Consider the following 25713-nt stretch of genomic DNA (forward strand, 5'->3'; position numbering starts at 1 on the left):
AGATGAACCGGCACTGGCGTGGCCGTACGACGGCCACCGCGGAGCGGACGGGGACCCGGCACCACGCGCTGACCCTGGACGGGGTCACCCGGGAGTACCAGCCGGGGGCCGTGGCGCTGCACCCCATCCATCTGACGGTGCCACGCGGACGGTTCCTCGCGGTGATGGGCCCCTCGGGATGCGGGAAGTCGACCTTGCTGCAGTGCGCCGCCGGGTTGGACCGGCCGACGGCGGGCACGGTGCGCATCGGCGGCACGGAGCTGTCCTCGCTGAACGAGGCGGCGCTGACCCGGCTGCGGCGGGAGCGGATCGGCTTCGTCTTCCAGGCGCATCACCTGGTGCCGTCGCTGAGCGTGGCGGAGAACGTCTCCCTGCCGCTGATGCTCGGCGGCCACAGCGTCGACGGCCGGGACCTGCGGGCCCTCGCGGCGGTCGGGCTGGGGGACCGGGGCGGCGCCATGCCGTACGAACTGTCCGGCGGGCAGAGCCAGCGGGTGGCGATCGCCCGCGCGCTGGTCACCTCGCCCGACATCGTCTTCGCCGACGAGCCGACCGGGGCGCTCGACCCCGCCGCGGCGGAGGAGGTGCTGACACTGCTGCGGCAGGCCGTCGACCGTGACGGCCATACGGTCGTCATGGTCACCCACGACCCGTTCGCCGCCGCCTGGGCCGACGAGGCGCTGTTCCTGATGCGGGGAAAGCTGGTCTGGCGGCAGGAGCGGCCGGAGGCGGCCGACATCCGCCGCGTCCTCAAGGACCTGGGAGGGCGGACGGCATGAAGGTGGCTGCCCTACTCGCCGCGCGTGCCACTCGTGCCCACCGTAAGGCGTGGACCGCGGTCTTCGCCGCGCTCGCCCTCACCTCCCTGCTGCTCGGCGCCTTCGGGCTGACCCTCGTCTCGGCCTGGGGCGCGCATCCACGGGTGGAGCGGTACGCCGGGGCCGATCTCGTCGTGGCCGGCGACCAGACCACCCGCTTCAGCGCGACGTCCCTGGGCGACCGCGAGACCGCGAGCGCCGGGCTCACCGAGCGGGTCCGGATCCCCCGGACGGCGTTGAGCGTGGTGCGAGGGGTGCCCGGGGTGCGGACGGCCGCCGCCGACGTGGAATTCCCGGTGGGCCTGGCGGACCGGCCCGCCACCGGCCACCCCTGGGAGACCGCCCGCCTGGCGCCGTACGCGCTACGGACGGGCCGCGCCCCGCAGCGGGCGGACGAGGTGGTGGTGGGCGGCGGAGCGGGCCGCATCGGCGCGCGGCTGACGCTGCGCGTGGGCGGCCGGGACGCGTCCTACACCGTCGTGGGCGTCGCCGACGGCCCCCGTACGGCCGTCTGGTTCACCGGCGCCGAGGCCCGGCGCCTGTCCGGACACCCGGAAGCCCTGGACGCCATCGGGGTCGTCGCCGGACCCGACACGGACCAGGCGGAGCTGGCCGGGCGGGTGCGAAAGGCCCTGGACGCGGCCGGTGTCACCGACGTCGGGCACCGCGCGGACGGCGACCCGGCCACCGTGCGCGTCCTGACCGGAAGCGAGCGCGGCGAGGCCGAGTTCCTGGCCGCCGCGCCCGCCCGTGGCGAGCTGCTGGCGGCGCTCGGCTCCGTGGCCGGAGCCGTCGTCCTCGTGGCGCTGCTCGTCGTGTCGTCGACCATCGTCCAGGCGCTGCGGCAACGCGCCCATGAACTGGGCCTGTTGCGGGCGGTCGGCGCCACACCCGGGCAGCTGCGCGGTGCGGTGGGCCGGGAGGTGGGGCGGGTCGCGGCCTGGGCGGCGCTGGTGGGCGCGGCCGGGGCGGTCCCCGCGTACCTGGGACTGCGCGGGCTGCTGGACGCGCGGGGCGCGCTGCCCACCGGACTCGAGCTGACGCTGCCCCCGCTGCTGTGGCCCGCGCCCCTGGTCACCGCCGCCGTCACCGTCCTGGTGGCCGGGATCGCGGCGCTCATCGGCTGCTCCAGGACCGCCACGGCGCGCCCGGCGGAGGCGCTGCGCGAACGGGCACCCGGCAGGGCGCGGGGCATCACCGGGCTGGTGCTGCTGGGCGTGGGCGCGAGTTCGGCCGGAACGGCCGCCCTCCAGCAGGGCGCGACCGCGGCGGCCGCGGCCGGTGCGGCGGCGGTGACGATGGTGATCGCCTGCGCGGTGCTGGGGCCGTGGATCGCCGAAGGGGCGATGCGGCTGCTCGGCGCCCCGCTGCGGCTGTTCGGCCCCGGCGGCCGCCTCGCCGCCGCCAACTGTGCTGCGTCCGCCCACCGGCTGGGCGCGGCGATCACCCCGATCGTGCTGGTCACCGCCTTCGCCGGGGTTCAGCTCTCCGGGGGCGCGACGATGACTCACGCGGGGGACGCCCAGGCCCACCAGGTGCTGCGCGCCGATTTGGCGGTGCGCGCGGACGGCGGCCTTACGGCCGGTGCGGTGGAGCGGATCCGCGAGCTCCCCGGGGTGCGGGCGGCGACGGAGGCCGTCCCCGGCACGGTGCTGCTGGCGCGGAGCCAACTCGGCTCGCCCGAACTCGAGCGGCTGCCCGTCTTCGGCGTCACCCCGGAGCGGCTGACGCGCACCCTCGACCCGGGCGTACGGAACGGGGACCTCGCCCGGCTGCGGCCCGGCACGGTCGCCGTAGGCGCCGACCGTGCGGACTCCCTCGGCGCCCGGCCCGGCTCCACGGTGACCCTGCGGTTCGGAGACGGCCAGGAGACGAGGCTGCGGGTCGTGGCGACGTACGAACGCTCCATCGCGCTCGGGGACTTCCTCCTCTCCCGCGATGAACTCCTGCGCCACACATCGATGCCCGGCGCGGGGCGGATCCTGGTCGCGGCCGCGCCCGATGCCGACCGTAAGGCGCTCACGAAGGCGCTGGCGCGGGCGGTGCCCGGGGCCCGGGTGGAGCGGGACCCGGCGCCGGTAAGGGGCGAGGCGGCGGGCCAGGCGCTGGCCGAGGTGGTGTCGGTGGCGGTGGTCGCGGCCATCGGGGCCTTCACGGTGATCGCCGTCCTCAGCACCCTCGCCCTCATCGCCACCGGACGCCGCCCCGAACTGCGCCTGCTGCGGCTCGCGGGCGCGGGCCGACGCCAACTGCGCCGGATGCTGCGGCTGGAGGCGGCGGCCACGGTGGTGACCGGCCTGGTGGTGGGTGCGGCCGTGGCATCCGTACCGCTCCTGGCCTTCAGCGCGGCCACGGCGGGCACGCTGCCGTACCTGCCGCCGGTGCAGGCCGCGGCGATCGTCTCGGTGGTCGTGGCCACGGCGGCGGCGGGCTCACTGCCACCGGTGTGGCCGACGCTACGGGGACGGTACGTTCCCGCCCCCTCCGGGGGTTGAGGGTATGTTCCCGGCCGCTCCGGCGATTGAGGGGGTACGTTCCCGCCCCCTCCTGCGGTTGAGGGTATGTTTCCGGCCGCTCCGGCGGTTGAGGGTACGTTTCCAGCCCCTCCGGCGATTGAGGAGCGGGGTCCGGGGCAGGGCCCCGGCGGGGGTGAGGGGGCGGAGCCCCCTCTTTCGGGAAGGGGCGGGGCGGGGAGAGCTACGGCTCACGCGGCCGTGAAACGCTGCCGGGGCCGTGAACGCCGCCGGGGGCGCCGGGACCTCCGCCGGGGCCGGGACCTCCGCCGGGGCCGGGACCTTCGCCGGGGCCGAGACCCGCACCGGGCTCGGCCTCACCGCCTGTCCGCCGACTCCCCCTCACTCGTCGCGCCCTTGTTGAGAGTTGCGCCCTTGTTGAGGTACGCCAGGACCGCCAGCACCCGCCGGTGCCCGCTGTCGCTCGGCGGCAGGCCCAGCTTGGCGAAGACATTGCCGATGTGCTTGCTGACCGCGCGCTCCGAGACCACCAGCGTCCGGGCGATCGTCGCGTTGTCCCGGCCCTCCGCCATCAGGTGCAGCACTTCGCGCTCGCGCGGCGTCAAGGAGTCCACCGGATCGTCCCGGCGCCGGGTCATCAGCTCCTTGACCACCTCTGGGTCCAGCGCCGTACCGCCCCCGACCACCCGTTCCAGCGCGTCCAGGAACTCCTCGACCCGCCCCACCCGGTCCTTCAGCAGATAGCCGAGCCCGCTCGCGCCGTCGGCCAGCAGTTCGGCCGCGTAGGTCTCCTCGACGTACTGCGAGAGCACCAGCACCGGCAGGCCGGGCATCTCCCGCCGCGCCGCGAGCGCCGCGCGCAGCCCCTCGTCGCGGAAGCCCGGCGGCATGCGGACGTCGAGCACGGCCACGTCCGGACGGTGTTCGAGGAGGGCGGGCAGCACCTCGGGGCCGCTGGAGGCGACGGCCACCACCTCGTGCCCGGCGGAGTTCAGCAGCAGGACCATGCCCTCCCTCAGCAGAGCGTTGTCCTCGGCGATCACCACACGCACGGCAGCTCCACTTCGATCAGCGTCGGCCCCCCGACGGGGCTGGTCATCTCCACGGTCCCGTCGAGCGCCGCTACCCGGCGCCGCATGCCGAGCAGCCCGCTGCCGCCCGAGGGATCGGCCCCGCCCCGCCCCTCGTCCCGTACCGCGACCCTCAACCTATCGGGCATCCGGACGAGGCCCACCGACGCCCGCCGCGCCCCGCTGTGCTTGGCCGCGTTGGTCAGCGCCTCCGCGATCACGAAGTACGCGGCCGCCTCGACCGCCGCCGGGGCGCGGGGCCCGTCCTCCACCCCGTCGTCCCGTACGGACACCTCGAGCCCGCTGCCCGCCGCGAGCGCCCGTACGGCGCCCACGAGTCCACGGTCGGTGAGGATCGGCGGATGGATGCCGCGCACGACATGGCGCAGCTCGGTGAGGGCCTCCTCCGCCTGGTCCTGCGCGTCCTCCAGCAGCTTGTGCGCCGCGTCAGGGTCCTTCTCGTACGCGCGCCGGGCCAGCCCCACCCGCATCGAGAGCGCCACCAGGCGCGCCTGCGCACCGTCGTGCAGGTCCCGCTCGATGCGCCGCAGCTCCGCCCCGTGCGCGGCGACGGCGCCCGCCCGGGTCTCGGACAGCTCCTCCACCCGCTCGGCGAGCCGGGCGCTGCGCAGCGCCTCCGGTGACGGCAGCAGCAGCGCCCGCGACCACGCCGCGTCGAGGTCGACGAGCCGCTCGATCAGCGGCAGCACCACGGCCCGCTTCCCCAGCAGCCCGCACCACACCCCGTCGACGAGCAGCCCGATCATCCACACCGGTATCGCACAGCAGGCCAGCAGCCAGCCGTAACCCGCGTGGGCCACCATCCAGCGCAGATCCCGGTACGTGGCCGGATCCCCGACCGCCGCCCGCGCCCGCGCGAACGCCTCCCCGGCCAGCGGCCGGTACGCCTCGGGCACCGACTCCCCCGTCCAGGCGCCCACCAGCCGCCGCTTGTACCCGGCCGTCCTGCGCAGCAACAGCACCGACTCGGGCAACACCCCCGCCCCCACGACGGTGGCCATCGCCACGGCGGCGAAGATCACCACCCCGATGGACAAGTACGAGGCCAGGGCCAGCCCGGCCGCTCGCAGCAACTCGACCGAGGCCCACCCCGCCCGCCGCACCGTCTCCCGCATGGCCGTCAGGCTAAGCGACGGGCTGGGCCCGCGGGAGCGGAGTGCGCCGGCCGGTAGGTGAATCGCTGGGGGTGTAGCCCGCTACACCCCGGATCCGGGGGCGCGGCCCATCGAGGCGGCGGCGCGAGACGGGGATCGTAGAGCTCAGCAAACGAACTCCCGACCCAAGAAGACGAATCCCCGACGCACCGGCCGACCCAAGAAGACAAACCCCCGACGCACCGGCCGACCCAAGAAGACAAACCCCCGACCCACCGACCCACCGGCCCGCCAAGGGCCCCTCCGAAAGGAACCCCTCATGAAGTCCCTGCTCTGGCTGGTCCTGGCCCTCGCCGCCATCGTCAACGTCGCCTCCAGCTTCACCTTCGGCGGCATCCAGCAGATCATCATGAGCGCGATCACCGGCCTCACCGCCATCGCCGCCGCCACGGCCCTCTACCTGACCCGCGACCGCCGCACCGCCTGAACGGGTGCACCGGCACCTACCTCACCTCGGACATCCCCCGCCACCACCGACTGTCCGGAGCGTCCACGCGAACGATCCTGGCCCTCGCCGTGATCTTGGCGTCGAGGGCCAGGACGAGTACTCGCAGCTCGCGCGCGCTCTTCTTGGGCAGGGCGTGGAGCGCGGTCTCGAGAGTGTCGCGGAAGTACCCGGGATCGCACCCACACTCATAAATCCCGCACCGAGGCCCCCAGAAGGCGTCGGTCACACCTCTGAGAGGACCGTGGGCCAGAGTCCTCCAGTGCCAGAAGGCTTCCTCGATCGCCTCGGGCCAGAAGCGGATGCGCTCGAGCCGACGCAGATCGGCGGCGCAGGACCCCGAGAGACGGTCGATCGGCGCATACTGCCGACGCCTCAGGAGACGGACCGGAACGTCGCCCCGCAGGGCTGATGGGCGCCTACGCGGCATGGCCCTTTCGACAGCTGGTCATGCCGGCCAACGTACCGCCCCCGAACGGCGGCGGACCAAGCGTTTTCCGGAAGCACGCTCCCGGGTCGGCTCAGGCCCCGGCTCCCGCATCGGCGTCGGTCCCGGCGGGATTGTCGGGTACGAGCACGAAGCTGATGATGTGGCGGGTGCGGTCGTCACCCGGAGTGGTGTGCGTGCGGCGGGCTACGGCGGCTTCGATTTCTTCGACGAGTTCGGCGAATTCGTCGTCGGTCAGCCATACCGCGCCCTGCCGGTAGACGACACCCTCACGGGCGGGATCGGCGTCGTCGCGGGAGAGATAGCGGTCGAAGTCGGCCATCAGGGCTCCGGTGAACACGGTGAAGGCCTGCCGGTGATCGTCCTTGGTCATGGCGGTACGGGCGTCGGTGTCCACGACGGCCTTGTCCTGGCGTACCCGGTAGCTGCGTTCGACGGTGCCGCGAACCTGCCTTTCGTGGACCACTTCCAGGATGCCCGCCTGGGTGAGAGTCGCGATGTGCCGGTACATCGTGGCCGGCGGAACGTCGGGCAGCCGGTCGCGCAGCTGTGCGGTGGTCAGCTCGTCGGCCCCGACCAGGGCTTGCAGGATGCGCATCCGGACGGGGTGGAGGAGAAGGTTCGCGGTTGGCATGACTCCAATGCTCTCATATCTGATAACGTTCTCGTAGTTGAGAACAATGAGAGGCGGAGCCTTGCCCGAGATCGACATGACGGTCACCGCGGAGGACGGGACCCCTTTGGCCGGCACCCTGACCCTGCCCGGCGGCCCCGGCCCGCACCCCGCCGTCCTGCTCCTGCACGGCTCCGGCCCCCTGGACCGCGAAGGCAACACCCGTAAGGTCCAGATGAACCTCGGCCGACCGCTGGCCGCCGCCCTCGCGGCGGAGGGCCTCGCCGTACTGCGCTACGACCGGCGTGGCGCCGGTGCCACCCCCGGCGCCTGGCGGGCCACCGGCTTCACCGACAACTACAAGGACGCGGCCGCCGCCCTGCGCGCCCTGGCCGAGCACCCCGCCGTCCGCCCCGACACCGTCGGCGTCATCGGCCACAGCGAAGGCGCCCTGCACGCCATGAGCCTCGCCGCGCGTCATGACGTGGGGGCGGTGGTGCTGCTGGCCGGTTACGCCCGCCTGGGCGAGGAGGCCCTGCGCTGGCAGGCCCGCTCGATCATCCAGGGCATGCCCGCCCCCGTCCGCCTCCTGCGCCGCCCCCTGGGGGCCTTGGGCAACCGGGCCCTCGCCCGGATCAAGAGGACCCACGCGGACGTGGCACGCGTTGCCGGTTTCCCGGTCAACGCCCGCTGGATGCGCGAGAACCTCGCCCACGACACCCGTGACGACCTCATTGCCATCCACGCGCCCGTCCTGGCCGTCACCGGCGACAAAGACCTCCAGGTGGATCCGGCCGACCTGGACGAGATGCGGCGACTGGCGCCGGGCGGGGCGGAGATCCACCGCATCCCCGACCTCACGCACATCCTGCGCCGCGACCCCGGGCGCCACACCCTCCGCTCCTACCGCCGCCTCCTGCGCGACCCGGTCGACCCCGACCTCCTGAACCTCATCACCACGTGGCTCGCCCGCCGGCTGGGCGCGGCCTCCGGGCGGCTGCGCGCAGAGGGGCGAACTCTCCCCTCCTGATCCCGGCGCCCGCCCGCACGTGCGCCCACCCGCGCGTACGCAAGACCACACAACGGACGCCTGGCACCTGACGCCTGACGCCTCACACCTCACACAGGGAACTTTGGCATGCCCACTCCAACTCACTCCGCATTCTCCGCACCCTCCGCATTCTCCGCGGCGCTCCCCGCCCCCGACCGCCACCGAAGCGACCTGATCCTGTTCATGGTCATCGCCTTCGGCGTGAGCTGGGCGTCTTGGTTCACGGCGGTCGGGCTCGGCGGATCGGCGACGCAGACCCCCACGGTCCTGCCCTACCTCTTCGGCGCGTTCGGCCCGTTGATAGGCGCCCTCGTGATCCGGGTCCGCCGCGGCCGCCGCGGTGAACCCGCCCCCGAACATGTGGTCCGGTTCCGGCGGACCACCCTGTTCTGGGCGCCACTGCTCTTGGCGCTGGCCTCGGCAACCGTGCTGTCGGCAGCACTGCTGGCGCACGCGGCGGGCGGCCCCGCACTGAGCTGGGACGACGCGAAGGAAGTGATGCGGGACGCCGGCGGCCCCGCGGCGTTCCTCGTCAGCATGGTGATCTCCGGCCCACTGTCCGAGGAGCCAGGCTGGCGCGGCACCGCCTACCCGAGGATGCGCGCGTCGATGGGTCGCTTCCAGGTCGGCCTGGTGCTGGGTGTCATCTGGGCCGTATGGCACCTGCCGCTGTTCTTCATCGACGGAACCGTCCAGAACGAACTGGGCCTGAAGTCCCCCAGTGGCGTGCTCTTCGCCGTCAGCGCCATCCCGATGGCCATGCTCACCGCCTGCGCCTACGAACGCGCCGGTGTCGTCGCGTCGATCGCGGTGCATTTCGCGGTCAACACGACGATGGTCCTACTGGACGTCAAGGCCCCAGTGACCCAGGCCATGATCATCGGAGTCCAGGCCATCCTGGTAGCACTCCTCCTGACCACCAACCGCCCCACCAATCGCCCCACCAACAAGCCCGCCACTTCGATCCCCACCCTCACCGACCACAGCCTCCGCTGACCCGGGCCCGAGGCGGAAAACCACGAACGGCCCGGACCGAGCACCGGTCCAGGCCCTTCGTCCGCCCCGGCGGGCGGAGCCGGAGGACCCGGGTTCGAATGCTGCCCGACGGGACCGAGGTGCGGGACCGGGGCCCTGTGGTGGTGCCCGCGACGACGGGGAAACACTTCTCGGTTGCACGCGTGGTGATGTCCGGTGCCTGAGGCTGGGGCCATGACAGAGCCTGATCATGGATCAGACGGACCAGGAGCGTCGACGCCGTTCGGCGCCGGACGCGATCCTGCCCGGGTTGTCGCGTTCAGCGACGGCGTCATCGCCATCGCGATCACGCTGCTCGTCCTGGAGATCCGTCCACCCCACGACACCAGCCACCTGTTGCACGGCCTCGCCGCGCTCTGGCCGTCCTACCTGGCCTACGTCGTCACCTTCATGCTGATCGGACAGGTGTGGGCCAACCACCACATCATGTTCGACCACATCCGCGGCGCCGACCGGGTGGTGCTGTTCCTCAACACGGTGCTGCTGATGGACATCGCGTTCCTGCCGTTCGCCACCTCCGTATTGGCCGAGGCGTTCCGCGACGGACACGGGCAGCGCACCGCCGTCGTCCTGCACGGCACCGCCTTCTGGGTCATGGACCTTCTGTTCAACGTCATCTGGTGGTATGCCCGTCGTGATCGTCGACTGATCTCCACCACCATCGATTCAGCCGATGTCGCAGCCATCAGCCGCCGCTTCCGACTCGCCCTCGCCTGGCTCGCCACCGGAACTCTGCTGGGCCTCCTGCTGCCCCCACTAGGAGTGGCGGTGATCGCCGCCTTCATCCCGTACTACTGGCTCCCCATCGCGGGCGAGATCGCCAAGGCCCAGCGGCGCCACGCCCGTGGGAACCGGACGTAACGGCCGGGGGCCCAGGGGCAACGAGGGGCTCGCCACGCCATGTACGAGGGCGAAGCCGATCACTGCGGCGCAGGAGCGGGACTGGAACGCCGGCACCATCGCCACCCCGCAGGGCCTTGGATTCATCGACGCCCAAGCCGTCGAGGCCCAGACCGGCTACCCGATTCGCTCAGCCTGGCGCTCGCCGGGCGACCCGCGACCTCTTCCACCGCCGGACGCCATCGCTGTCGCCCCGGCGACCTTCAACACGATCAACAAGTGGGCCGCCGGGATCTCCGACACTCTGGCGGTGGGCATTCTGTGTGAGGCGTACGGGCTGGGCATTCCCACCGCCGCCTTGCCCTACCTGAACGCCGCCCAGGCCGCCCATCCCGCTTACCGGCAGAGCCTGGAGCGGCTACGGGGGATGGGCGTACTGATCGCCGACTACGAGCCGCACCAGCCGAAGGCGGGTGGCGGTCGCGACACGTTCCGATGGGAGCAAGCGCTGGAGTTGCTGAGCCCATGGTGCGGTGATCGCGGAAACGAAGCACCAGACCTGTGCTGTGCCGCCGCACAAGACCGCGAAGGGCCCGACCGTGATCGGTCCGGGCCCTTCGATTGCCCTCGCGGGCGGAAGCGGAGGATACGAGATTCGAACTCGTGAGGGGTTGCCCCCAACACGCTTTCCAAGCGTGCGCCCTAGGCCTCTAGGCGAATCCTCCGCTGGAGACTCTACAAGACGATCGGGAGTGCTTGCGAACTCGTTCCCACCCCGGTCTATCCGCTAGGGTGGGGGCCAGCCCCTCACGTGGCGCTATCTCACCGAACTCCCCCAGGGCCGGAAGGCAGCAAGGGTAAGTGAGCTCTGGCGGGTGCGTGAGGGGCCCCTTGTGTCTGTGGGGGTGTGAAGGGCTGTGGGGATGCGGGTGTGGACCCATTGTCCGTGGTCCCCGATATCGTCGTAAGCGTGTCGTCCCTCGCGCTGTACCGCCGCTACCGCCCCGAGACCTTCGCGGAGGTCATCGGGCAGGAGCATGTCACCGGCCCGCTGCAGCAGGCGCTGCGCAACAACCGGGTCAACCACGCGTATCTCTTCAGCGGTCCCCGCGGGTGTGGCAAGACGACCAGTGCGCGCATCCTGGCCCGCTGTCTGAACTGTGAGAAGGGTCCCACCCCGGCGCCGTGCGGCGAGTGCCAGTCGTGTCAGGACCTCGCGCGGAACGGGCCGGGGTCGATCGATGTGATCGAGATCGACGCCGCGTCGCACGGTGGTGTGGACGACGCCCGTGAGCTGAGGGAGAAGGCGTTCTTCGGGCCCGCGTCCAGTCGCTACAAGATCTACATCATCGATGAGGCCCATATGGTCACCTCGGCGGGGTTCAACGCCCTGCTGAAGGTGGTCGAGGAGCCTCCGGAGCACCTCAAGTTCATCTTCGCGACCACCGAGCCGGAGAAGGTCATCGGCACGATCCGGTCGCGTACGCACCACTATCCGTTCCGCCTCGTGCCGCCCGGGACGCTCCGCGACTATCTGGGAGAGGTCTGCGGGCGCGAGGCGATTCCGATCGAGGACGGGGTGCTGCCGCTGGTGGTGCGGGCCGGGGCCGGGTCCGTGCGGGATTCGATGTCGGTGATGGACCAGCTGCTCGCGGGCGCGGCCGACGACGGCGTCACGTACGCCATGGCGACCTCGCTGCTCGGTTATACGGACGGCTCGCTGCTGGACTCGATCGTGGACGCCTTCGCGGCGAGCGACGGGGCGGCGGCGTTCGAGGTCGTCAACCGTGTGATCGAGGGGGGCAACGACCCTCGGCGATTCGTCGCCGATCTGCTGGAGCGGCTGCGCGATCTGGTGATCCTCGCCGCCGTGCCGGACGCGGCGGAGAAGGGGCTCATCGACGCCCCGGTCGATGTGGTGGAGCGGATGCAGGCGCAGGCGTCGGTATTCGGCGGCGCCGAGCTGAGCCGCGCGGCGGACCTGGTCAATCAGGGTCTTACGGAGATGCGCGGCGCCACCTCGCCGCGGCTCCAGCTGGAGCTGATCTGCGCCCGGGTGCTACTGCCCGCCGCCTTCGACGATGAGCGGTCCGTCCAGTCGCGGCTGGAGCGGCTGGAGCGCGGGGCCCTCGCGGGCGGCCTGGGCGGTGGAGCCGGTGCCGGTGGTGGTGTCGCCGGTGGTGTCGGCGGTGGTGGCGTTGGGGGACCCGGGCCCGCCATGGGGTACGTACCGGGGCCTGACGCTCACGCTCCCGTCGGTCCCCCCGCCGGTGGGCCGTCCGGTCCGGCCGCCGCGCGTGCGGCTATGACCGGGGGCGGGTCCGGTCAGGGGCAGGCCCCGGAGAGTGCAGGGAGTGGCGAGGCGCCCGGTGGATGGCCTGCCGGGGCGCGGCCCGCCGCGGACGGTGGCCAGGGCGGTGCCGCCGCGGGCAGTGGCCAGGGCGGTGCCGCAGACAGCGGTGTCGCAGAGAGTGGACAGCAGGGCGGTGCACCGGCCGCGGCCGCGCCCGCGGAGGACGGTGGCGGGCAGCGGCCCGGAGCGTGGCCGTCGGGTGCCCAGACCCCGGCCGCCGAGGGTGGCGGATCGCGGCCCGGAGCCTGGCCTGCCGCCTCCGCGCCCGGCTCCCAGGCTTCCGCTCCCGGTGGCGCGTCCGGTGCGTCCGGTGCGGGTGGTGCGGGTGGTGCGGGTGGTGCCTCTGGTGGTGGCGGTGGACAGGGCGCCGGGGCGCCCGTCCGGCAGCCCGGCGGCTGGCCCACGGCCACCGCGCCGGGGCAGGGTGGCGGCGCCTCCGCGCAGACACCCGCGGCGCCCTCCGCACCGACCACTCCGAGTGCCCCGACCACGCCTTCCGCCCCCGCCGCAGGCCCCGCGCCCTCCGCACCCGCGCCGGGCGCGCCGAGCATGGCGCAGGGCGCCGTCCAGGTGCGGCAGATGTGGCCGGACATCCTGGAGGCGGTCAAGAACCGCCGCCGCTTCACCTGGATCCTGCTGAGTCAGAACGCGACGGTGTCCGGCTTCGACGGCACCACCCTCCAGCTCGGCTTCTCCAACGCGGGCGCGCGCGACAGCTTTGTGGGTGGCGGCAGCGAGGACGTCCTGCGGCAGGCGCTCCAGGACGCCATAGGGGTGCAGTGGCGGATCGAGGCGATCGTCGACCCCTCGGGCGGCGCCGGACAGCAGGGCGGCGGCCCAGGTGGTCCGGGCGGCTTCGGCGGCGCCGGTGGTCCTGGTGGTCCCGGCGGACAGGGCGGCCCTGGCGGCTACGGCGGAGGTAGTGGCAGTGGCAGTGGCAGTTACGGCGGAGGCGGTGCCGGTGGTGGAGGTGCCACCAGCGGTGGTGGCTTCGGCGGCGGAAGCGGCCCCGGCTCCGGTGGCGGTTTCGGCGGCGGTGGTCAGTCCACCCCGCCCCGCCAGTCCGCGCCCCGGCCCGCTCCCGCCTCCCCGTCTCCGGTCGCGCCCTCCGCGCCCTCCGCGCCGTCCGGCTCCGCGGACGTGGGCCCGCCCCCCGAGGCGGCGGCGTACCGGGAGTCCGAGCCGCCGCGGGTCTCGATCGAGGACGACATGCCGGCCGAGGACGACCCGGATCTGGACGACACCGCGCTGAGCGGGCACGACCTGATCGTCCGCGAACTGGGTGCCACGGTGGTCGAGGAGATCGTCAACGAGTAGGAGGCGTGGGCCCCGCACCCGCGTCTCACGTCGCCGCGTCTCCTCCGTACGGCGTAGAGCAAGGCGCTCTGGGAGCACGTAGGCTCGGGCTATCGAAGAGAACGACTGTCGAGCGCCAGGAGCGAAGCCGTGATCCCCGGTGGTGGCCAGCCGAACATGCAGCAGTTGCTGCAGCAGGCTCAGAAGATGCAGCAGGATCTCGCCGCGGCCCAGGAGGAGCTGGCCCGCACCCACGTCGAGGGTTCCTCGGGCGGTGGCCTGGTGAAGGCGACCGTGACCGGTTCCGGTGAGTTGCAGGGCCTGGTCATCGATCCCAAGGCCGTGGATCCTGAGGACACGGAGACCCTCGCGGATCTGGTCGTCGCGGCCGTCCGGGACGCCAACCACGTCGCGCAGGAGCTCCAGCAGCAGAAGCTCGGCCCGCTCGCCCAGGGGCTGGGCGGTATGCCCGGTCTCCCGTTCTGACCTTCGGTTTCTCCGGGGTCTTCGGTTTCTCCGGGGTCTCGCGGCGACCGCGTAGGAGTCACGGCGACCGCGTAGGAGTCGCGGCGGCCCGGCCGCAAGAGCGTGACGCCCCCTGGCCGTGAGGGCACGGCGCAACCGAATATTCATGTGAAGTACGGCCACCGCGTGTCGGCGCGAGATTGGATGAAGGCGTGTACGAGGGCGTGGTCCAGGACCTCATCGACGAGTTGGGCAGGCTGCCCGGCGTCGGTCCCAAGAGCGCGCAGCGGATCGCCTTCCACATCCTGCAGGCCGAGCCCACCGATGTCCGCCGTCTCGCGCAAGCGCTGACGCAGGTCAAGGAGAAGGTGCGGTTCTGTGCGGTCTGCGGGAACGTCGCCGAGGCCGAGCAGTGCCGCGTCTGCAAGGACCCCCGTCGCGACCCCGCGATCATCTGCGTGGTCGAGGAGCCGAAGGACGTTGTCGCGATCGAGCGGACTCGTGAGTTCCGGGGCCGCTATCACGTGCTCGGCGGGGCGATCAGCCCCATCGAGGGCGTGGGCCCGGACGATCTGCGGATCAGGGAGCTGCTGGCGCGGCTCGCGGACGGTACGGTCACCGAGCTCATCCTGGCCACCGATCCGAATCTGGAGGGCGAAGCCACCGCCACGTACCTCGCGCGCATGATCAAGCCCATGGGTTTGAAGGTCACCCGCCTGGCCAGCGGCCTCCCTGTCGGTGGAGACCTGGAGTACGCCGACGAGGTCACGCTGGGTCGTGCCTTCGAAGGGAGAAGACTTCTCGATGTCTGACGCAACGCTGCACGACGCCCACCCGGACCCGGACGACTTCGCGGTCCAGATCTCCGACCAGATCGAGAGCTTCATCGTCGCGGTCACCGAAGTCGCCAAGGGGGACGAGCCGGACAGCGCTGTGCCGTTCCTGCTGCTCGAGCTGTCGCAGCTGCTCCTCGCGGGCGGTCGGCTCGGCGCGCACGAGGACTTCGTCCCGGACGAGCGGTACGAACCGGATGTCGGCCCGGAGCCGGACGTCGACGAGCTGCGTGAGCGCTTCGCCCAGCTGCTGGAGCCGGTGGACATCTACTCGGAGGTCTTCGACCCGTACGTGCCGCGCAGCCAGCCCGTGGCCTGCCGGATCTCCGACGACCTGGCCGGGATCATCACCGATCTGCGGCACGGGATGGCGCACTACCGCGAGGGCCGGATCAGCGAGGCGCTGTGGTGGTGGCAGTTCTCGTACCTCTCCAACTGGGGGACGACCGCCTCGGCGGCCCTGCGCGCGCTGCAGTCGCTCGTCGCGCACGTACGGCTGGACAGCCCGCTGGACGAGCTGGACGGCCTGGACACGGACAGCAGCGCGGGCGGTGACGAGGAGCTCGCGGAGGAGGCCGGCCGGGTCATGGCGGCGGAGATCGCGGGACCGCTCGGGCTGCACTCGGGACCGCGCTGAGGAGCGCTTGAGACGGCCGCGGGGCGGGCCTGCGAGACGGTCCGCGGGGCGGGCCCGCGAGATGCCCCGCGAGACGCTCGGCGACACGGTCCGCGAGATGCCCCGCGAGACGCTCGGCGACACGCTCCGCGAGATGCCCCGCGACACGGTCCGCGAGACGTCCCGCGAGCGGCCCGCCGGATGCCGCCGGACGGCCCGCCAGGCCGTCCGATCCTGTGAGCTGGGTTACGTTCCCGTGTGCTTCGGCGGTAAGCGGGCAGGGTTCGTCGCTGAGCGGGTGGGAGGGATGCGGGAATCTCGCGTGTGCGTGGATGTTGCGCCGTGTGATGCCCCTGGTCTCCCCTGATCACTTTGTGAGGCATTCGTCTCGCTATGTGATATCGGGAGGGCATATTCCGGCCGCTCGTTAGACTGAGCCGACCGCATTATTGAGAGCTGCGAGGAGCGCACGTGGGCCTTGTCGTGCAGAAGTACGGAGGCTCCTCCGTTGCCGATGCCGAAGGCATCAAGCGGGTCGCCAAGCGAATCGTGGAAGCCAAGAAGAACGGCCACCAGGTGGTCGTCGTGGTCTCCGCGATGGGCGACACGACGGACGAGCTGATCGATCTCGCCGAGCAGGTATCCCCGATTCCTACTGGGCGCGAGTTCGACATGCTGCTGACCGCGGGAGAGCGGATCTCCATGGCCTTGCTGGCGATGGCGATCAAAAACCTCGGTCACGAGGCGCTGTCGTTCACCGGCAGCCAGGCGGGAGTCATCACCGACGCGGTTCACAACAAAGCACGGATCATCGATGTCACACCGGGCCGCATCCGTGACGCGCTCGAACTCGGCGCGGTCGCGATCGTCGCGGGCTTCCAGGGTGTGTCCCAGGAGAGCAAGGACATCACCACCCTCGGCCGGGGCGGTTCCGACACCACCGCGGTCGCGCTGGCCGCGGCCCTGGACGCCGAGGTGTGCGAGATCTACACCGACGTGGACGGCGTGTTCACCGCCGATCCGCGCGTGGTGAAGAAGGCTCGCAAGATCAACGAGATTCCGTACGAGGACATGCTGGAGCTCGCCGCGAGCGGTTCCAAGGTGCTGCACCTGCGCTGTGTGGAGTACGCGCGCCGGTACACCATCCCCATTCACGTACGGTCGTCTTTCTCCGGCCACCAGGGCACCTGGGTGCGCAACCGGCCGGAAGCGGGAGAAGGAGAAGAAGGCATGGAGCAGGCGATCATCTCCGGAGTCGCGCACGACACATCCGAGGCCAAGGTCACGGTCGTCGGGGTGCCGGACAAGCCGGGTGAGGCCGCGGCCATCTTCCGCACCATCTCCGACGCCGAGATCAACATCGACATGGTGGTGCAGAACGTCTCCGCCGCGTCGACCGGGCTGACCGACATCTCCTTCACGCTGCCGAAGACGGACGGCCACCGGGCGATGGAGGCGCTGACCAAGGCGAAGTCGCTGATCGGCTTCGACTCGCTGCGCTACGACGACCAGATCGCCAAGATCTCCCTGATCGGTGCCGGTATGCGCACCAACCCGGGGGTCACCGCGGCCTTCTTCGAGGCGCTGTCGAACGCCGGGGTCAACATCGAGCTGATCTCGACCTCCGAGATCCGCATCTCGGTCGTCACCCGCGCCGACGATGTGAAGGACGCGGTCGTGGCCGTGCACAGCGCCTTCGGCCTGGACAGCGAGACCGACGAAGCGGTGGTCTACGGAGGGACCGGACGATGACCGGCCATGGCGGTGCCGGCGGTGGCGACAAGCCCACCCTCGCGGTCGTCGGGGCCACCGGCGCGGTCGGCACCGTCATGCTCTCGATCCTCTCCGAGCGCGCCGACATCTGGGGCGAGATCCGGCTGATCGCCTCGCCCCGCTCGGCCGGCCGGAAGCTGACCGTCCGGGGTGAGCAGGTCGAGGTCGTCGCGCTGGGCGAGGAGGCGTTCGAGGGCGTCGACGTCGCGATGTTCGACGTCCCCGACGAGGTCTCGGCGCAGTGGGCGCCCATCGCGGCGAGCAAGGGCGCGGTGGCCGTCGACAACTCCGGCGCCTTCCGGATGGACCCCGATGTCCCCTTGGTGGTGCCGGAGGTGAACGCGCACGCGGCCCGGGTCCGCCCGCGCGGCATCATCGCCAACCCCAACTGCACCACCCTGTCGATGATCGTCGCGATGGGCGCGCTGCATGCCGAGTTCGGGCTGAGCGAGCTGATCGTCTCCTCGTACCAGGCGGTCTCCGGCGCGGGCAAGGAAGGCATCGACGCCCTGCGCGAGCAGATCGCGCTGGTCGCCGGTACGGAGCTGGGCACCCACCCGGGCGACGTACGGCGGGCGGTGGGCGACACCGGGCCGTTCCCGGCGCCGATGGCGCTCAATGTGGTGCCGTTCGCCGGTTCGCTCAAGGAGGACGGCTGGTCCTCCGAGGAGCTCAAGGTGCGGAACGAGTCCCGCAAGATCCTGGGGCTGCCGGAGCTGAGGGTCACCGCGACCTGTGTACGGGTGCCCGTGATCACCACGCATTCGCTGGCCGTGCACGCGCGGTTCGAGAACGAAGTGACGGTCGAGGCGGCGCACGAGATCCTGGCGGGCGCCCCCGGGGTGGTGCTGTGCGACAACCCGGCGGAGGGCGAGTTCCCGACGCCCGCCGACGCCGTGGGCACCGACCCCACCTGGGTCGGCCGGGTGCGGCGGTCGCTGGACGATCCGAAGGCGCTGGAGCTGTTCGTCTGCGGCGACAACCTGCGCAAGGGCGCGGCGCTGAACACAGCGCAGATCGCGGAGGTCGTCGCGGCCGAGCTGGCGGGCGGGACTGCCGCGCGGTGACCCAGGGCCCGCCACTGGGTAACCCGCGAGTGGGTAACCCGTGGCTGGGTTAGCCCGTGACTGGGTTAGCCCTTCACTGGGTTAAGGGGGGCCGGGCCGTCGTAGGAGGGGCCGGGGCGCCGTAACGTGAGCGATCGTCTTAAAGTGACGTTTCACCAGTGCGTCGTCCGGCAGATTGTGAATATCCTGTGTGCGTGTCACTGGCCTGGACCAGCTGAGCTGGGCCGTTGATGTGATCGACGTATTCGCTCCCCGCTCGCTGCAACCGGCAGTGGGCGGGGAGCGTCTTTCCAGCCGCCCCGCAGTGGGCACTGGGATAACTGGGGCATTGGGGAAGAGTTGGTGCGCATGGGGGCATTCAACGCATCGTCAAAAGCGGTGCCTCACGCGTACAACCCTGACAGGGGGCGGCGTGTCCAACAAGCGTGGCAGAGGTATTCGGCATCGCAACGGTTCCAGGGCATGGCGGCGTGGCAGTACGCCCCCCGCGTGCCCCAGGTGGCATGCCGGTGATCGCGCCATGGCCGACGGCCCGCCCCGCGCAGATCACAACAGGGCGCGAGGACACTGACGACGCGATGGCAGCGGGCACCACAGTCGATCACCTCACCGAGACCTACCGCGCCCATTACCGGTCGCTGCTCGGTCTCGCCGCGCTCCTGCTCGACGACACCGCGTCCTGCGAGGACGTCGTGCAGGAAGCGTTCATCCGTGTGCACTCGGCGCGCAAGAGAGTCCGGGATCCCGAGAAGACCCTCGCCTATCTGCGGCAGACGGTCGTCAATCTCTCCCGCTCCGCGCTGCGTCGGCGCATCCTCGGGCTGAAGCTGCTCTCCAAGCCGATGCCCGATATGGCCAGTGCCGAGGAGGGGGCGTACGAACAGCTGGAACGCGATCAACTGATCAAGGCGATGAGGGGACTTCAGCGCCGTCAGCGCGAGGTTCTCGTGCTGCGCTACTTCGCCGATATGACCGAGGCCCAGGTGGCCGAGACGCTGGGCATTTCGCTCGGCTCGGTCAAGGCGTACGGCTCGCGCGGCATCGCGGCGCTCCGCGTCGCCATGGAGGCTCCGGCATGAACCACAACACATCTGCGCCGGACCCGGGGGATTCCGGCCGGCGGCACGGCCACGAGCCGGAATCCAGGGAGCCAGGGGAGTCCAGGGAGACCACGGGGCCCATGGAGCCGGCAGAGGCGACGGAGACCGCGGAGACCGCGGAGTCCGCAGAGTCCGCCGGGTCTGGGGAGTCCCCGGAGGCCCGTGAGTCGGCCGGGTCCGCGGAGGCCCGTGAGCCTGCGGAGTCCGCGGGCGCCGGGGAGCGCACCGGGTCCGGCGAGGAGCGCTCCGGGTCCGCCGAGGCCACGGAGGGCAGGAAGTCCGCCGGGGCCGAGCCGGGGCGGGTGACGCCCCTCCGTATTCAGCTGGACGACGACGAGCCCGGCGGTGAGGACGAGGATGCGCTGCGGCTGCTGCTGCACCGCGCCGTCGACGAGCTCGAGCCGTCCCCCGAGTCCCTCGACCATCTGCGGCGTGCCGTGCCCGCCCGCCGTGCGCGGCGGCGCCAGGCCCTGGTAGGGGCCGCTGCGGCGCTGGTGCTCGGCTGCGCGGCCGTACCGGCGCTGGTGCACGTCGCGACCACCAGCGACAGCTCGAACGACCGCCCGGCCAACGCCGCCAGCAGCCACCGCACCCCTGAGACCAGCGGCGGCCGGCACGGCGAGGGCAGCGGTGGCAAGGACGCCGACGGGCCCTCCGACACGGTCGAGGAGCACAAGGGCGACAAGGGCAAGGACGAGGAGCAGGACAAGCCGCCGAAGGGCGAGGAGGGCGGCTCCGGCGGTACGGCCCCCGACCCCACCAACACGCTGAACGCCACCTCCCCCACCTGCGGCCGCGCCCAGCTCACCAGCGGTGGCGCCGGATCGGTGGGAGCGGCCGACGCCGAGGGGCGGGCCTACGGCTCGTTCCGCGTCGTGAACATTTCGGACCGGGCCTGCACGGTCGAGGGCAGCGGCTCGGTGGGCGCGAGCGCCCAGGGCGGCGCGGACGCCTCGCGGATCCTGGTCGTGGACCATACGGCGGGGGACGCGGCGGCGGGGCTGCCCGACCCATCCACCCAGCCGGGCACGCTCATTCTCAAGCCCGGCCAGGCGTACGAGGTGAAGTTCGCCTGGATCCCGGCGTCGGGCGGCGGCACCAGCGGCTGCTCCACCACCGGCACCCCGACCCCCGACCCGCCCACGGGCGGGGCCCAGGACGGACCGCAGGACGATCCCAGCACGGGCGATCCGGGCGGCACTCCGGGCGGCGGTGGTGAGCCGCAGGACGCGAGCGTCCTGGTCAGCCACACACCGGAGGCGGGCGACCCGGCCTCGGCGAGCGTGACGATCGGCGGCGCCTGCGCCGGAACGATCTACCGCACCGGTCTGCTGGCGTCCTAGAGCCCACTGCCCTCCCTCCAAAGCCGGCCGACTTCTCTCCGGAGCCGGCTGACGTCTCTCCGGAGCCGCGGAGCAGCGGCCTCCCGGGGCCTGGAGCCCGGGAGGTCCCGCGGCGGTCCGGGCGCGCCCTGCGGGCATCCTGGGGCCGCGGCACGGGGCTCCGTGGGGCGGCCCCGCCGCCGGGGCCGGGACGCGAAGCCCGTACCGTGGGGGTGTGTATCGGTTTCTGCTGACCCCCCGCTGGTGGGTGATCAACGTGTTCACCCTGTTGGCGATCCCGGTCTGTCTCTTCATGGGCAGCTGGCAGCTCAGCCGCTTCGAGACGCGTGTCAACACGCACAACCAGCAGCAGGACGAGGCGTCCGCCGAGCGGAAGGCCGCGGCCCGGCCGCTGGGCGATCTGCTGCCGGTCACCGCGAAGACCTCCGGGGAGCGGGCCACCGCCACCGGCCGATACGACACCGCACATCAACTCCTCGTGCCCGACCGGCGGCTGGACGGCCGCGACGGCTTCTATGTGCTGACTCTGCTGCGCGTGGATGAGGCCAAGGACGGGGCCAAGGACGGGGCCAATGACGGAGGCGGAGGCGAGGGCAAGGGCGTGGCCGAGGACGGCGCCAAGGCGCTGCCCGTCGTCCGCGGCTGGCTCCCCGGCGACGCCGACGATCCGGCGGTCACCGCCAAGGTGCCCGCACCCCCCTCCGGCGAGGTGACCGTCACCGGTGCGCTGCAGGCGTCCGAGCACCAGGGCGGCGACGGGGTGAGTGCGAGCGGCGGCCTCCCCCGCGGTCAGCTGGGCATGATCAGCGCCGCCTCCCTGGTCAACCTGGTGCCGTACCAGGTGTACGACGCCTGGGTCACCTCCGCCGAGGCTCCCGGGGCCCTGAAGCCGGTGCCCCCCACGGCGGCGGAGGGCACCGGGCTCGACATCAAGGCGTTCCAGAACCTGGGCTACACCGGTGAGTGGTTCGTCTTCGCGGGCTTCGTGGTCTTCATGTGGTTCCGGTTGTTCCGCCGCGAGGCCGAGACGGCCCGGGATCTGGCCCTCGGCATCACGCCACCCGAGCCGACGGCTCCGACGGCGCCGGGTGCGGACCCGACCCCAGATGACGCCGAGCGAACTCGATCTCCAAGCGCAACTGCTTGATCCGCTCCTCGACGACCAGCGAGCCGTGCCCCGCGTCATAGCGGTAGACCTCATGCGGGGTGCCGCGCCGCTCGAGCCGATCCACATAGTTGTCGATCTGCCGTATGGGGCAGCGCGGGTCGTTCACCCCCGCCGAGATGTAGACCGGCGCCCGCACCTCCTCCACATAGGTCAGCGGGGACGATGCCTCGAACCGCTCCGGCACCTCCTCCGGGGTGCCACCCAGCAGGGTGCGGTCCATCGCCTTCAGGGCCTCCATCTCGTCGTGGTAGGCCGTCACGTAGTCGGCGACCGGGACCGCGGCCAGCCCCAGCGCCCAGGAAGCCGGCTGGGTCCCGAGCCCCAGCAGCGTGAGATAGCCGCCCCAGGAGCCGCCGGCCAGCACCAGCCGCTCGGGGTCGGCGAGCCCGGAGGCCACCGCCCACTCCCGCACGGCCGCGATGTCCTCCAGCTCGATCAGCCCGACCCGGTGCTTGAGCGCGTCCGTCCACGCCCTCCCATAGCCGGTGGAGCCGCGGTAGTTGACCCGCACGACGGCGAAGCCGTGGTCCACCCAGGCGGCGGGGCCCGCCGCGAAGGCGTCGCTGTCGTGCCAGGTCGGCCCGCCGTGGATGTCGAAGACCGTGGGGAAGGGGCCCTCGCCCGCGGGCTTCTGCACCAGCGCGTGCACCCGCCCACCGGGGCTGTCCACCCAGACGTCGGTGACCGGCACCGACTCCGGGGCGGTGAAACCGGGCGGGTCCAGCACCGTCCGCCCGCTCGTCGACCGCACCTGGGGCGGCTTCTCGGCCGACGACCACAGGAACTCCACCGTGCCGTCCGGCCGCGCCGTGGCGCCCGAGATCGTGCCCGCCGGGGTCTCCAGACGAGTCAGCTCGCGGGAGGCGAGGTCGTACCGCCACAGCTCGCCGCGGGCCTGATGGCTGTGCTCGACCAGCAGCGCCGATCCGTCCGGGAACCAGTCGGCCCCGACGTCCCCGGGCAGGTCGATCGCGAGCGCGGTCTCCACGCCGGTCGTCGGATCCCACACCATGGGCTCCCACCGGCCGCGCCGCTGATGCCCGACCAGCAGCCGGGTGTCGCCCTCCACGGGCGCGAAGCCCATCACGGACAGGCCCAGCTCCTCCGTGCCGCCCTTGGTGTCGTCCAGCTCCGCGACGGCCGTCCCGTCCGGCCGCAGGACCCGGATCGCCGAGTGCATCGCGTCGCCGTGCTCGGTGTGCTCGACCGCGATCAGCGTCCCGTCGTATGAGAGATCGCCCACTCCGGCGGACTCGCGGTGCCGGTAGATCTCCTCGGACTCGCCGCCCGGCCGCACCACATGGATGGTCGAGCCGTCCTCGTCGGTGGACCGCCCGACGACCGCCGTGCCGTCGCGGCCCAGCGCGAGCCCCGCGGGGTAGGAGGGCTCCAGGCCCGGGGTCGCGGGCTCGTCGGCCGGGCGCTCGTCACCCTCGTCACCCTCGCCGCCGCTGAACGGCTGGCGCAGCCACACCCCGAACTCATCGCCGTCGGTGTCCGAGAACCACCAGATCCACCGGCCGTCCGGCGACAGCACCCCGTCGGTCGTCCCGTTCGGCCGGTCCGTGACCTGCCGCTGGGCACCGGTGGCCCGGTCCCATGCGTACAGCTCGTACGTACCCGTGGCGTTCGAGACGAACAGCGAGTGGTCCGGGGCGTCTTCCGCCCAGTCGGGCAGCCCCACTCGCGGCGCCCGGAAGCGCTTTTCCCAGTCCGGCATGGACTCCGTGCTCTCAGTCATGCCCACCATTCTGCGCCGCACCCCGACATGCGCGCTGGCATCGTCCCGCGCCTGTGGATAACGTTCCCGGCGGGATGGACACCAGGCCGCATACCGAGGGGGAGCTGATGGCCGACATAGGCGCGACGGTGGAGACGTACTGGGCAACGGCCCAGGCCAGGGACTGGCGGGCGTTCAGCGCCACCCTCGCCGACGACGTCCGCTACGAGCTGCCGCAGACCCGCGAGCGGGTGCTCGGCCGGGACGGCGTGGTCCGCTTCAACGCGGAGCACGTGGGCGAGTGGAGCCTGGAGGTCGAGCGCGTCGTCACCGACGGCGATCAGGCGGTCTCCTGGGTGAGTTTCAGCGTGGACGAGGAGGAGACGCAGGCGATCAGTTTCTTCACCGCCTCGGCGGACGGCCGGATCCAGACCATCACCGACTTCTGGCCGACGTCGTACGAGCCCCCGCGCGAGCGCGAGCACTTGGTCGAGCGCTTCTGAACACCCTCCCGATATCCGATACCGGATGCTCGATACCGATACCCTCCCGCCCCTCCGGTTCCTGCCCCTCCCACCCCCTGTCCCTCCGGCCCCCTGCCCCTCCCGTTCACCCCGCCGCCTCCCCGGGCTCGGCTACTTCAGCAGCACCGGCAGCTCCTCCACGCCGTAGACGATGGAGAGCTTGCGGAACGAGAGCTTCTCCGCCGGTACCGCGAGCCGCATCTCCGGGAACCGCCGTATGAGCGCGGGGTAGGCGGCCCGGAGTTCCATCTTGGCCAGCTCGGCGCCGATGCAGCGGTGGATGCCGTGGCCGAAGGCCAGGTGGGAGGGGGCCTGCCGGTGCGGATCCACCCGCTCCATGTCCGGGCCCAGCTTCTCGTCCCGGTTGGCCCCGCTCAGTGAGCACAGCACCAGATCACCGGCGGATATCCGGGTGCCCGCGATCTCCATGTCCTCGCGGGCGAACCGCGGGAAGGCCACCTGCACCACCGTGAGATAGCGCAGCAGCTCCTCCACGAACGGGTCCACGACCTCGTCCTGGTCGCGTATCGCGGCGAACTGCTCGGGGGCCTGGAGCAGCGCCAGCGTGCCGAGCGCCAGCATGCTCGCGGTCGTCTCCAGACCGCCGGTCAGCACCCCGTCGGCGAGCCCGGCCAGCTCATGGTCGTCGAGCTCGTCGCCGTGCTCCTTCACCAGCATGCCGAGCAGCCCGTCACCGGGCGTCTCACGCTGCTTCCGCACGATCCCGTGCAGATAGGAGAGGGAGTCCGACATCGCGCCGAGGGAGGCGTTCGCCCCGTCGAAGAGGTCGAACCGCGCCGTGCTGTGGCGCTGGAAGTCATCGCGGTCCTCGTACGGCACACCGAGCAGTTCGCAGATGACCAGCGCGGGAATGGGAAGCGCGAACGCCTGCACGAGATCCACCGGGCCCTCGGCCGCGGCCATCTCGTCGAGGCGCTCCTCCACGATGGAGTGGATGCGCGGGGTGAGCCTGCTGAGCCGCCGCATGGTGAATTCGGGCGTCAGCAGGCGTCGCAGTCTCGTATGCGTCGGTGGATCGCTGAAACCGAGACCTCCGGGATTCTGCTGCGGGGCGACGCCGATGTTCCGTTCCGCGAGGTTGGTGAAATCGGAGCTGAAGCCCTTCGCCTTTCCGAGCACCGCCTTGGTCTCGTCATATCCAGTGACAAGCCAGGCATTGATCCCGAAAGGCAGCCATATCTTGCTGATGGGTTCCTTTGCCCTGATTCGGGACAGATCGGCAATGGGGTCGAGGCCATCGCGCCTCATCGGTGCCAGTGTGGCGTCCGGGAGGAACGACATCTTGGACAAGTCGAAGCCGTTCTTCTGAATTCTCGTAAAGTACTTGCGGCCCAGCCAGGTGACGATGTTTGAGCGGAGATTCGACATGGCGCAATACTGCCCTGCCGCGCCCGGGTGGCCGTGCTCCGATGCCGGACGCGCCCCGGTGTGATGCGCCACAACAGCGTGTGCGCCCTCCCCGCGC

21 protein-coding genes, 1 tRNA gene, 1 other RNA gene and 1 pseudogene are annotated in these 25713 nt (G+C 71.8%); 18 read left to right on the forward strand and 6 right to left on the reverse strand.

From position 1 onward, the window contains the following. Positions 1-2 precede the first annotated feature (2 nt). Together J2Z30_RS31335 and J2Z30_RS31340 are read left to right on the forward strand one after the other, a co-directional pair. Positions 3-779, forward strand: a complete 777-nt coding sequence (locus tag J2Z30_RS31335; protein WP_044572997.1) for an ABC transporter ATP-binding protein — start codon at positions 3-5, stop codon at positions 777-779. Continuing rightward, positions 776-3313 (forward strand): FtsX-like permease family protein, encoded by a 2538-nt coding sequence (locus tag J2Z30_RS31340; protein WP_044573000.1) that lies wholly within the window; start codon positions 776-778, stop codon positions 3311-3313. The genes J2Z30_RS31335 and J2Z30_RS31340 overlap by 4 nt, the downstream gene beginning before the upstream one ends. Before the next feature lie 335 nt (positions 3314-3648). On the opposite strand, the gene J2Z30_RS31345 is transcribed toward J2Z30_RS31340, so the two are convergent. Together J2Z30_RS31345 and J2Z30_RS31350 are read right to left on the reverse strand one after the other, a co-directional pair. After that, positions 3649-4344 carry a response regulator transcription factor gene (locus tag J2Z30_RS31345; RefSeq protein ID WP_044573003.1) on the reverse strand — a complete coding sequence of 232 codons (696 nt, stop codon included), beginning with the start codon at positions 4342-4344 and terminating at the stop codon, positions 3649-3651. Continuing rightward, positions 4332-5498: a sensor histidine kinase gene (locus tag J2Z30_RS31350; RefSeq protein WP_044573005.1), complete on the reverse strand. Its 1167-nt coding sequence runs from the start codon at positions 5496-5498 to the stop codon at positions 4332-4334. The genes J2Z30_RS31345 and J2Z30_RS31350 overlap by 13 nt, the downstream gene beginning before the upstream one ends. A gap of 298 nt (positions 5499-5796) precedes the next feature. Between J2Z30_RS31350 and J2Z30_RS31355 the strand changes: the two genes are divergently transcribed. Continuing rightward, positions 5797-5964: a hypothetical protein gene (locus J2Z30_RS31355; protein WP_209468917.1), complete on the forward strand. Its 168-nt coding sequence runs from the start codon at positions 5797-5799 to the stop codon at positions 5962-5964. Positions 5965-6503: 539 nt separating this feature from the next. Here the strand turns inward: J2Z30_RS31355 and J2Z30_RS31360 are convergent. Then, a complete protein-coding gene (locus J2Z30_RS31360; RefSeq protein WP_044573009.1) occupies positions 6504-7064 on the reverse strand; it encodes a helix-turn-helix domain-containing protein in 561 nt (186 codons plus the stop codon). A 61-nt stretch (positions 7065-7125) separates the two neighbouring features. Between J2Z30_RS31360 and J2Z30_RS31365 the strand changes: the two genes are divergently transcribed. From J2Z30_RS31365 to J2Z30_RS31385, 4 genes and pseudogenes are all read left to right on the forward strand, one after another. Then, the gene (locus J2Z30_RS31365) at positions 7126-8073 is read left to right on the forward strand and encodes an alpha/beta hydrolase (RefSeq protein WP_044573012.1); all 948 of its coding nucleotides are present in this window, start codon (positions 7126-7128) and stop codon (positions 8071-8073) included. Positions 8074-8181: 108 nt separating this feature from the next. Further along, on the forward strand, positions 8182-9090 hold the full coding sequence (locus J2Z30_RS31370; protein WP_245388660.1) for a CPBP family intramembrane glutamic endopeptidase: 909 nt from the start codon (positions 8182-8184) through the stop codon (positions 9088-9090). A gap of 213 nt (positions 9091-9303) precedes the next feature. After that, positions 9304-9990 carry a TMEM175 family protein gene (locus J2Z30_RS31375; protein ID WP_044573015.1) on the forward strand — a complete coding sequence of 229 codons (687 nt, stop codon included), beginning with the start codon at positions 9304-9306 and terminating at the stop codon, positions 9988-9990. Continuing rightward, a pseudogene (locus tag J2Z30_RS31385) lies at positions 9974-10495 on the forward strand (flavoprotein); the annotation flags it as partial. The gene J2Z30_RS31375 and the pseudogene J2Z30_RS31385, both read left to right, overlap by 17 nt. Before the next feature lie 114 nt (positions 10496-10609). On the opposite strand, the gene J2Z30_RS31390 reads toward J2Z30_RS31385, so the two are convergent. After that, a tRNA-Ser gene (locus J2Z30_RS31390) sits at positions 10610-10694 on the reverse strand. A gap of 73 nt (positions 10695-10767) precedes the next feature. On the opposite strand from J2Z30_RS31390, the gene ffs reads away from it, so the two are divergent. The 10 genes from ffs (at position 10768) to J2Z30_RS31440 (ending at position 21962) form a co-directional block, all read left to right on the forward strand. Then, positions 10768-10864, forward strand: an RNA gene (gene ffs / locus J2Z30_RS31395) — signal recognition particle sRNA small type. 75 nt (positions 10865-10939) lie between these two features. Then, on the forward strand, positions 10940-13639 hold the full coding sequence (locus J2Z30_RS31400) for a DNA polymerase III subunit gamma and tau (protein ID WP_044581721.1): 2700 nt from the start codon (positions 10940-10942) through the stop codon (positions 13637-13639). Positions 13640-13768: 129 nt separating this feature from the next. Then, the gene (locus J2Z30_RS31405) at positions 13769-14104 is read left to right on the forward strand and encodes a YbaB/EbfC family nucleoid-associated protein (RefSeq protein WP_044573017.1); all 336 of its coding nucleotides are present in this window, start codon (positions 13769-13771) and stop codon (positions 14102-14104) included. Positions 14105-14295: 191 nt separating this feature from the next. Continuing rightward, a complete protein-coding gene (gene recR, locus J2Z30_RS31410) occupies positions 14296-14895 on the forward strand; it encodes a recombination mediator RecR (RefSeq protein WP_044573019.1) in 600 nt (199 codons plus the stop codon). Further along, the gene (locus tag J2Z30_RS31415) at positions 14888-15553 is read left to right on the forward strand and encodes a DUF5063 domain-containing protein (RefSeq protein ID WP_044573021.1); all 666 of its coding nucleotides are present in this window, start codon (positions 14888-14890) and stop codon (positions 15551-15553) included. The genes recR and J2Z30_RS31415 overlap by 8 nt, the downstream gene beginning before the upstream one ends. Before the next feature lie 450 nt (positions 15554-16003). Then, positions 16004-17284, forward strand: a complete 1281-nt coding sequence (locus tag J2Z30_RS31420; RefSeq protein ID WP_044573025.1) for an aspartate kinase — start codon at positions 16004-16006, stop codon at positions 17282-17284. Next, positions 17281-18372 (forward strand): aspartate-semialdehyde dehydrogenase, encoded by a 1092-nt coding sequence (locus J2Z30_RS31425; protein WP_044573027.1) that lies wholly within the window; start codon positions 17281-17283, stop codon positions 18370-18372. The genes J2Z30_RS31420 and J2Z30_RS31425 overlap by 4 nt, the downstream gene beginning before the upstream one ends. A gap of 503 nt (positions 18373-18875) precedes the next feature. Beyond that, entirely contained in the window at positions 18876-19451 is a 576-nt protein-coding gene (locus J2Z30_RS31430) for a SigE family RNA polymerase sigma factor (RefSeq protein ID WP_044573029.1), read from the forward strand. Between the two features lie 101 nt (positions 19452-19552). Further along, the gene (locus J2Z30_RS31435) at positions 19553-20815 is read left to right on the forward strand and encodes a hypothetical protein (RefSeq protein WP_245388662.1); all 1263 of its coding nucleotides are present in this window, start codon (positions 19553-19555) and stop codon (positions 20813-20815) included. Between the two features lie 214 nt (positions 20816-21029). Further along, positions 21030-21962 carry an SURF1 family protein gene (locus tag J2Z30_RS31440; RefSeq protein ID WP_044573033.1) on the forward strand — a complete coding sequence of 311 codons (933 nt, stop codon included), beginning with the start codon at positions 21030-21032 and terminating at the stop codon, positions 21960-21962. Here the strand turns inward: J2Z30_RS31440 and J2Z30_RS31445 are convergent. Continuing rightward, the gene (locus J2Z30_RS31445) at positions 21868-23733 is read right to left on the reverse strand and encodes a S9 family peptidase (protein WP_245388663.1); all 1866 of its coding nucleotides are present in this window, start codon (positions 23731-23733) and stop codon (positions 21868-21870) included. The two genes, J2Z30_RS31440 and J2Z30_RS31445, sit on opposite strands and share 95 nt — an antisense overlap. A 98-nt stretch (positions 23734-23831) precedes the next feature. On the opposite strand from J2Z30_RS31445, the gene J2Z30_RS31450 reads away from it, so the two are divergent. Further along, a complete protein-coding gene (locus J2Z30_RS31450; protein WP_044581723.1) occupies positions 23832-24206 on the forward strand; it encodes a nuclear transport factor 2 family protein in 375 nt (124 codons plus the stop codon). A gap of 132 nt (positions 24207-24338) precedes the next feature. Here the strand turns inward: J2Z30_RS31450 and J2Z30_RS31455 are convergent, their stop codons facing one another. After that, positions 24339-25616 carry a cytochrome P450 gene (locus tag J2Z30_RS31455; protein ID WP_044573035.1) on the reverse strand — a complete coding sequence of 426 codons (1278 nt, stop codon included), beginning with the start codon at positions 25614-25616 and terminating at the stop codon, positions 24339-24341. Between the last annotated feature and the right edge of the window lie 97 nt (positions 25617-25713).

It is taken from the genome of Streptomyces iranensis (assembly GCF_017874715.1).
GTDB classification, from domain to species: Bacteria; Actinomycetota; Actinomycetes; order Streptomycetales; family Streptomycetaceae; genus Streptomyces; species Streptomyces iranensis.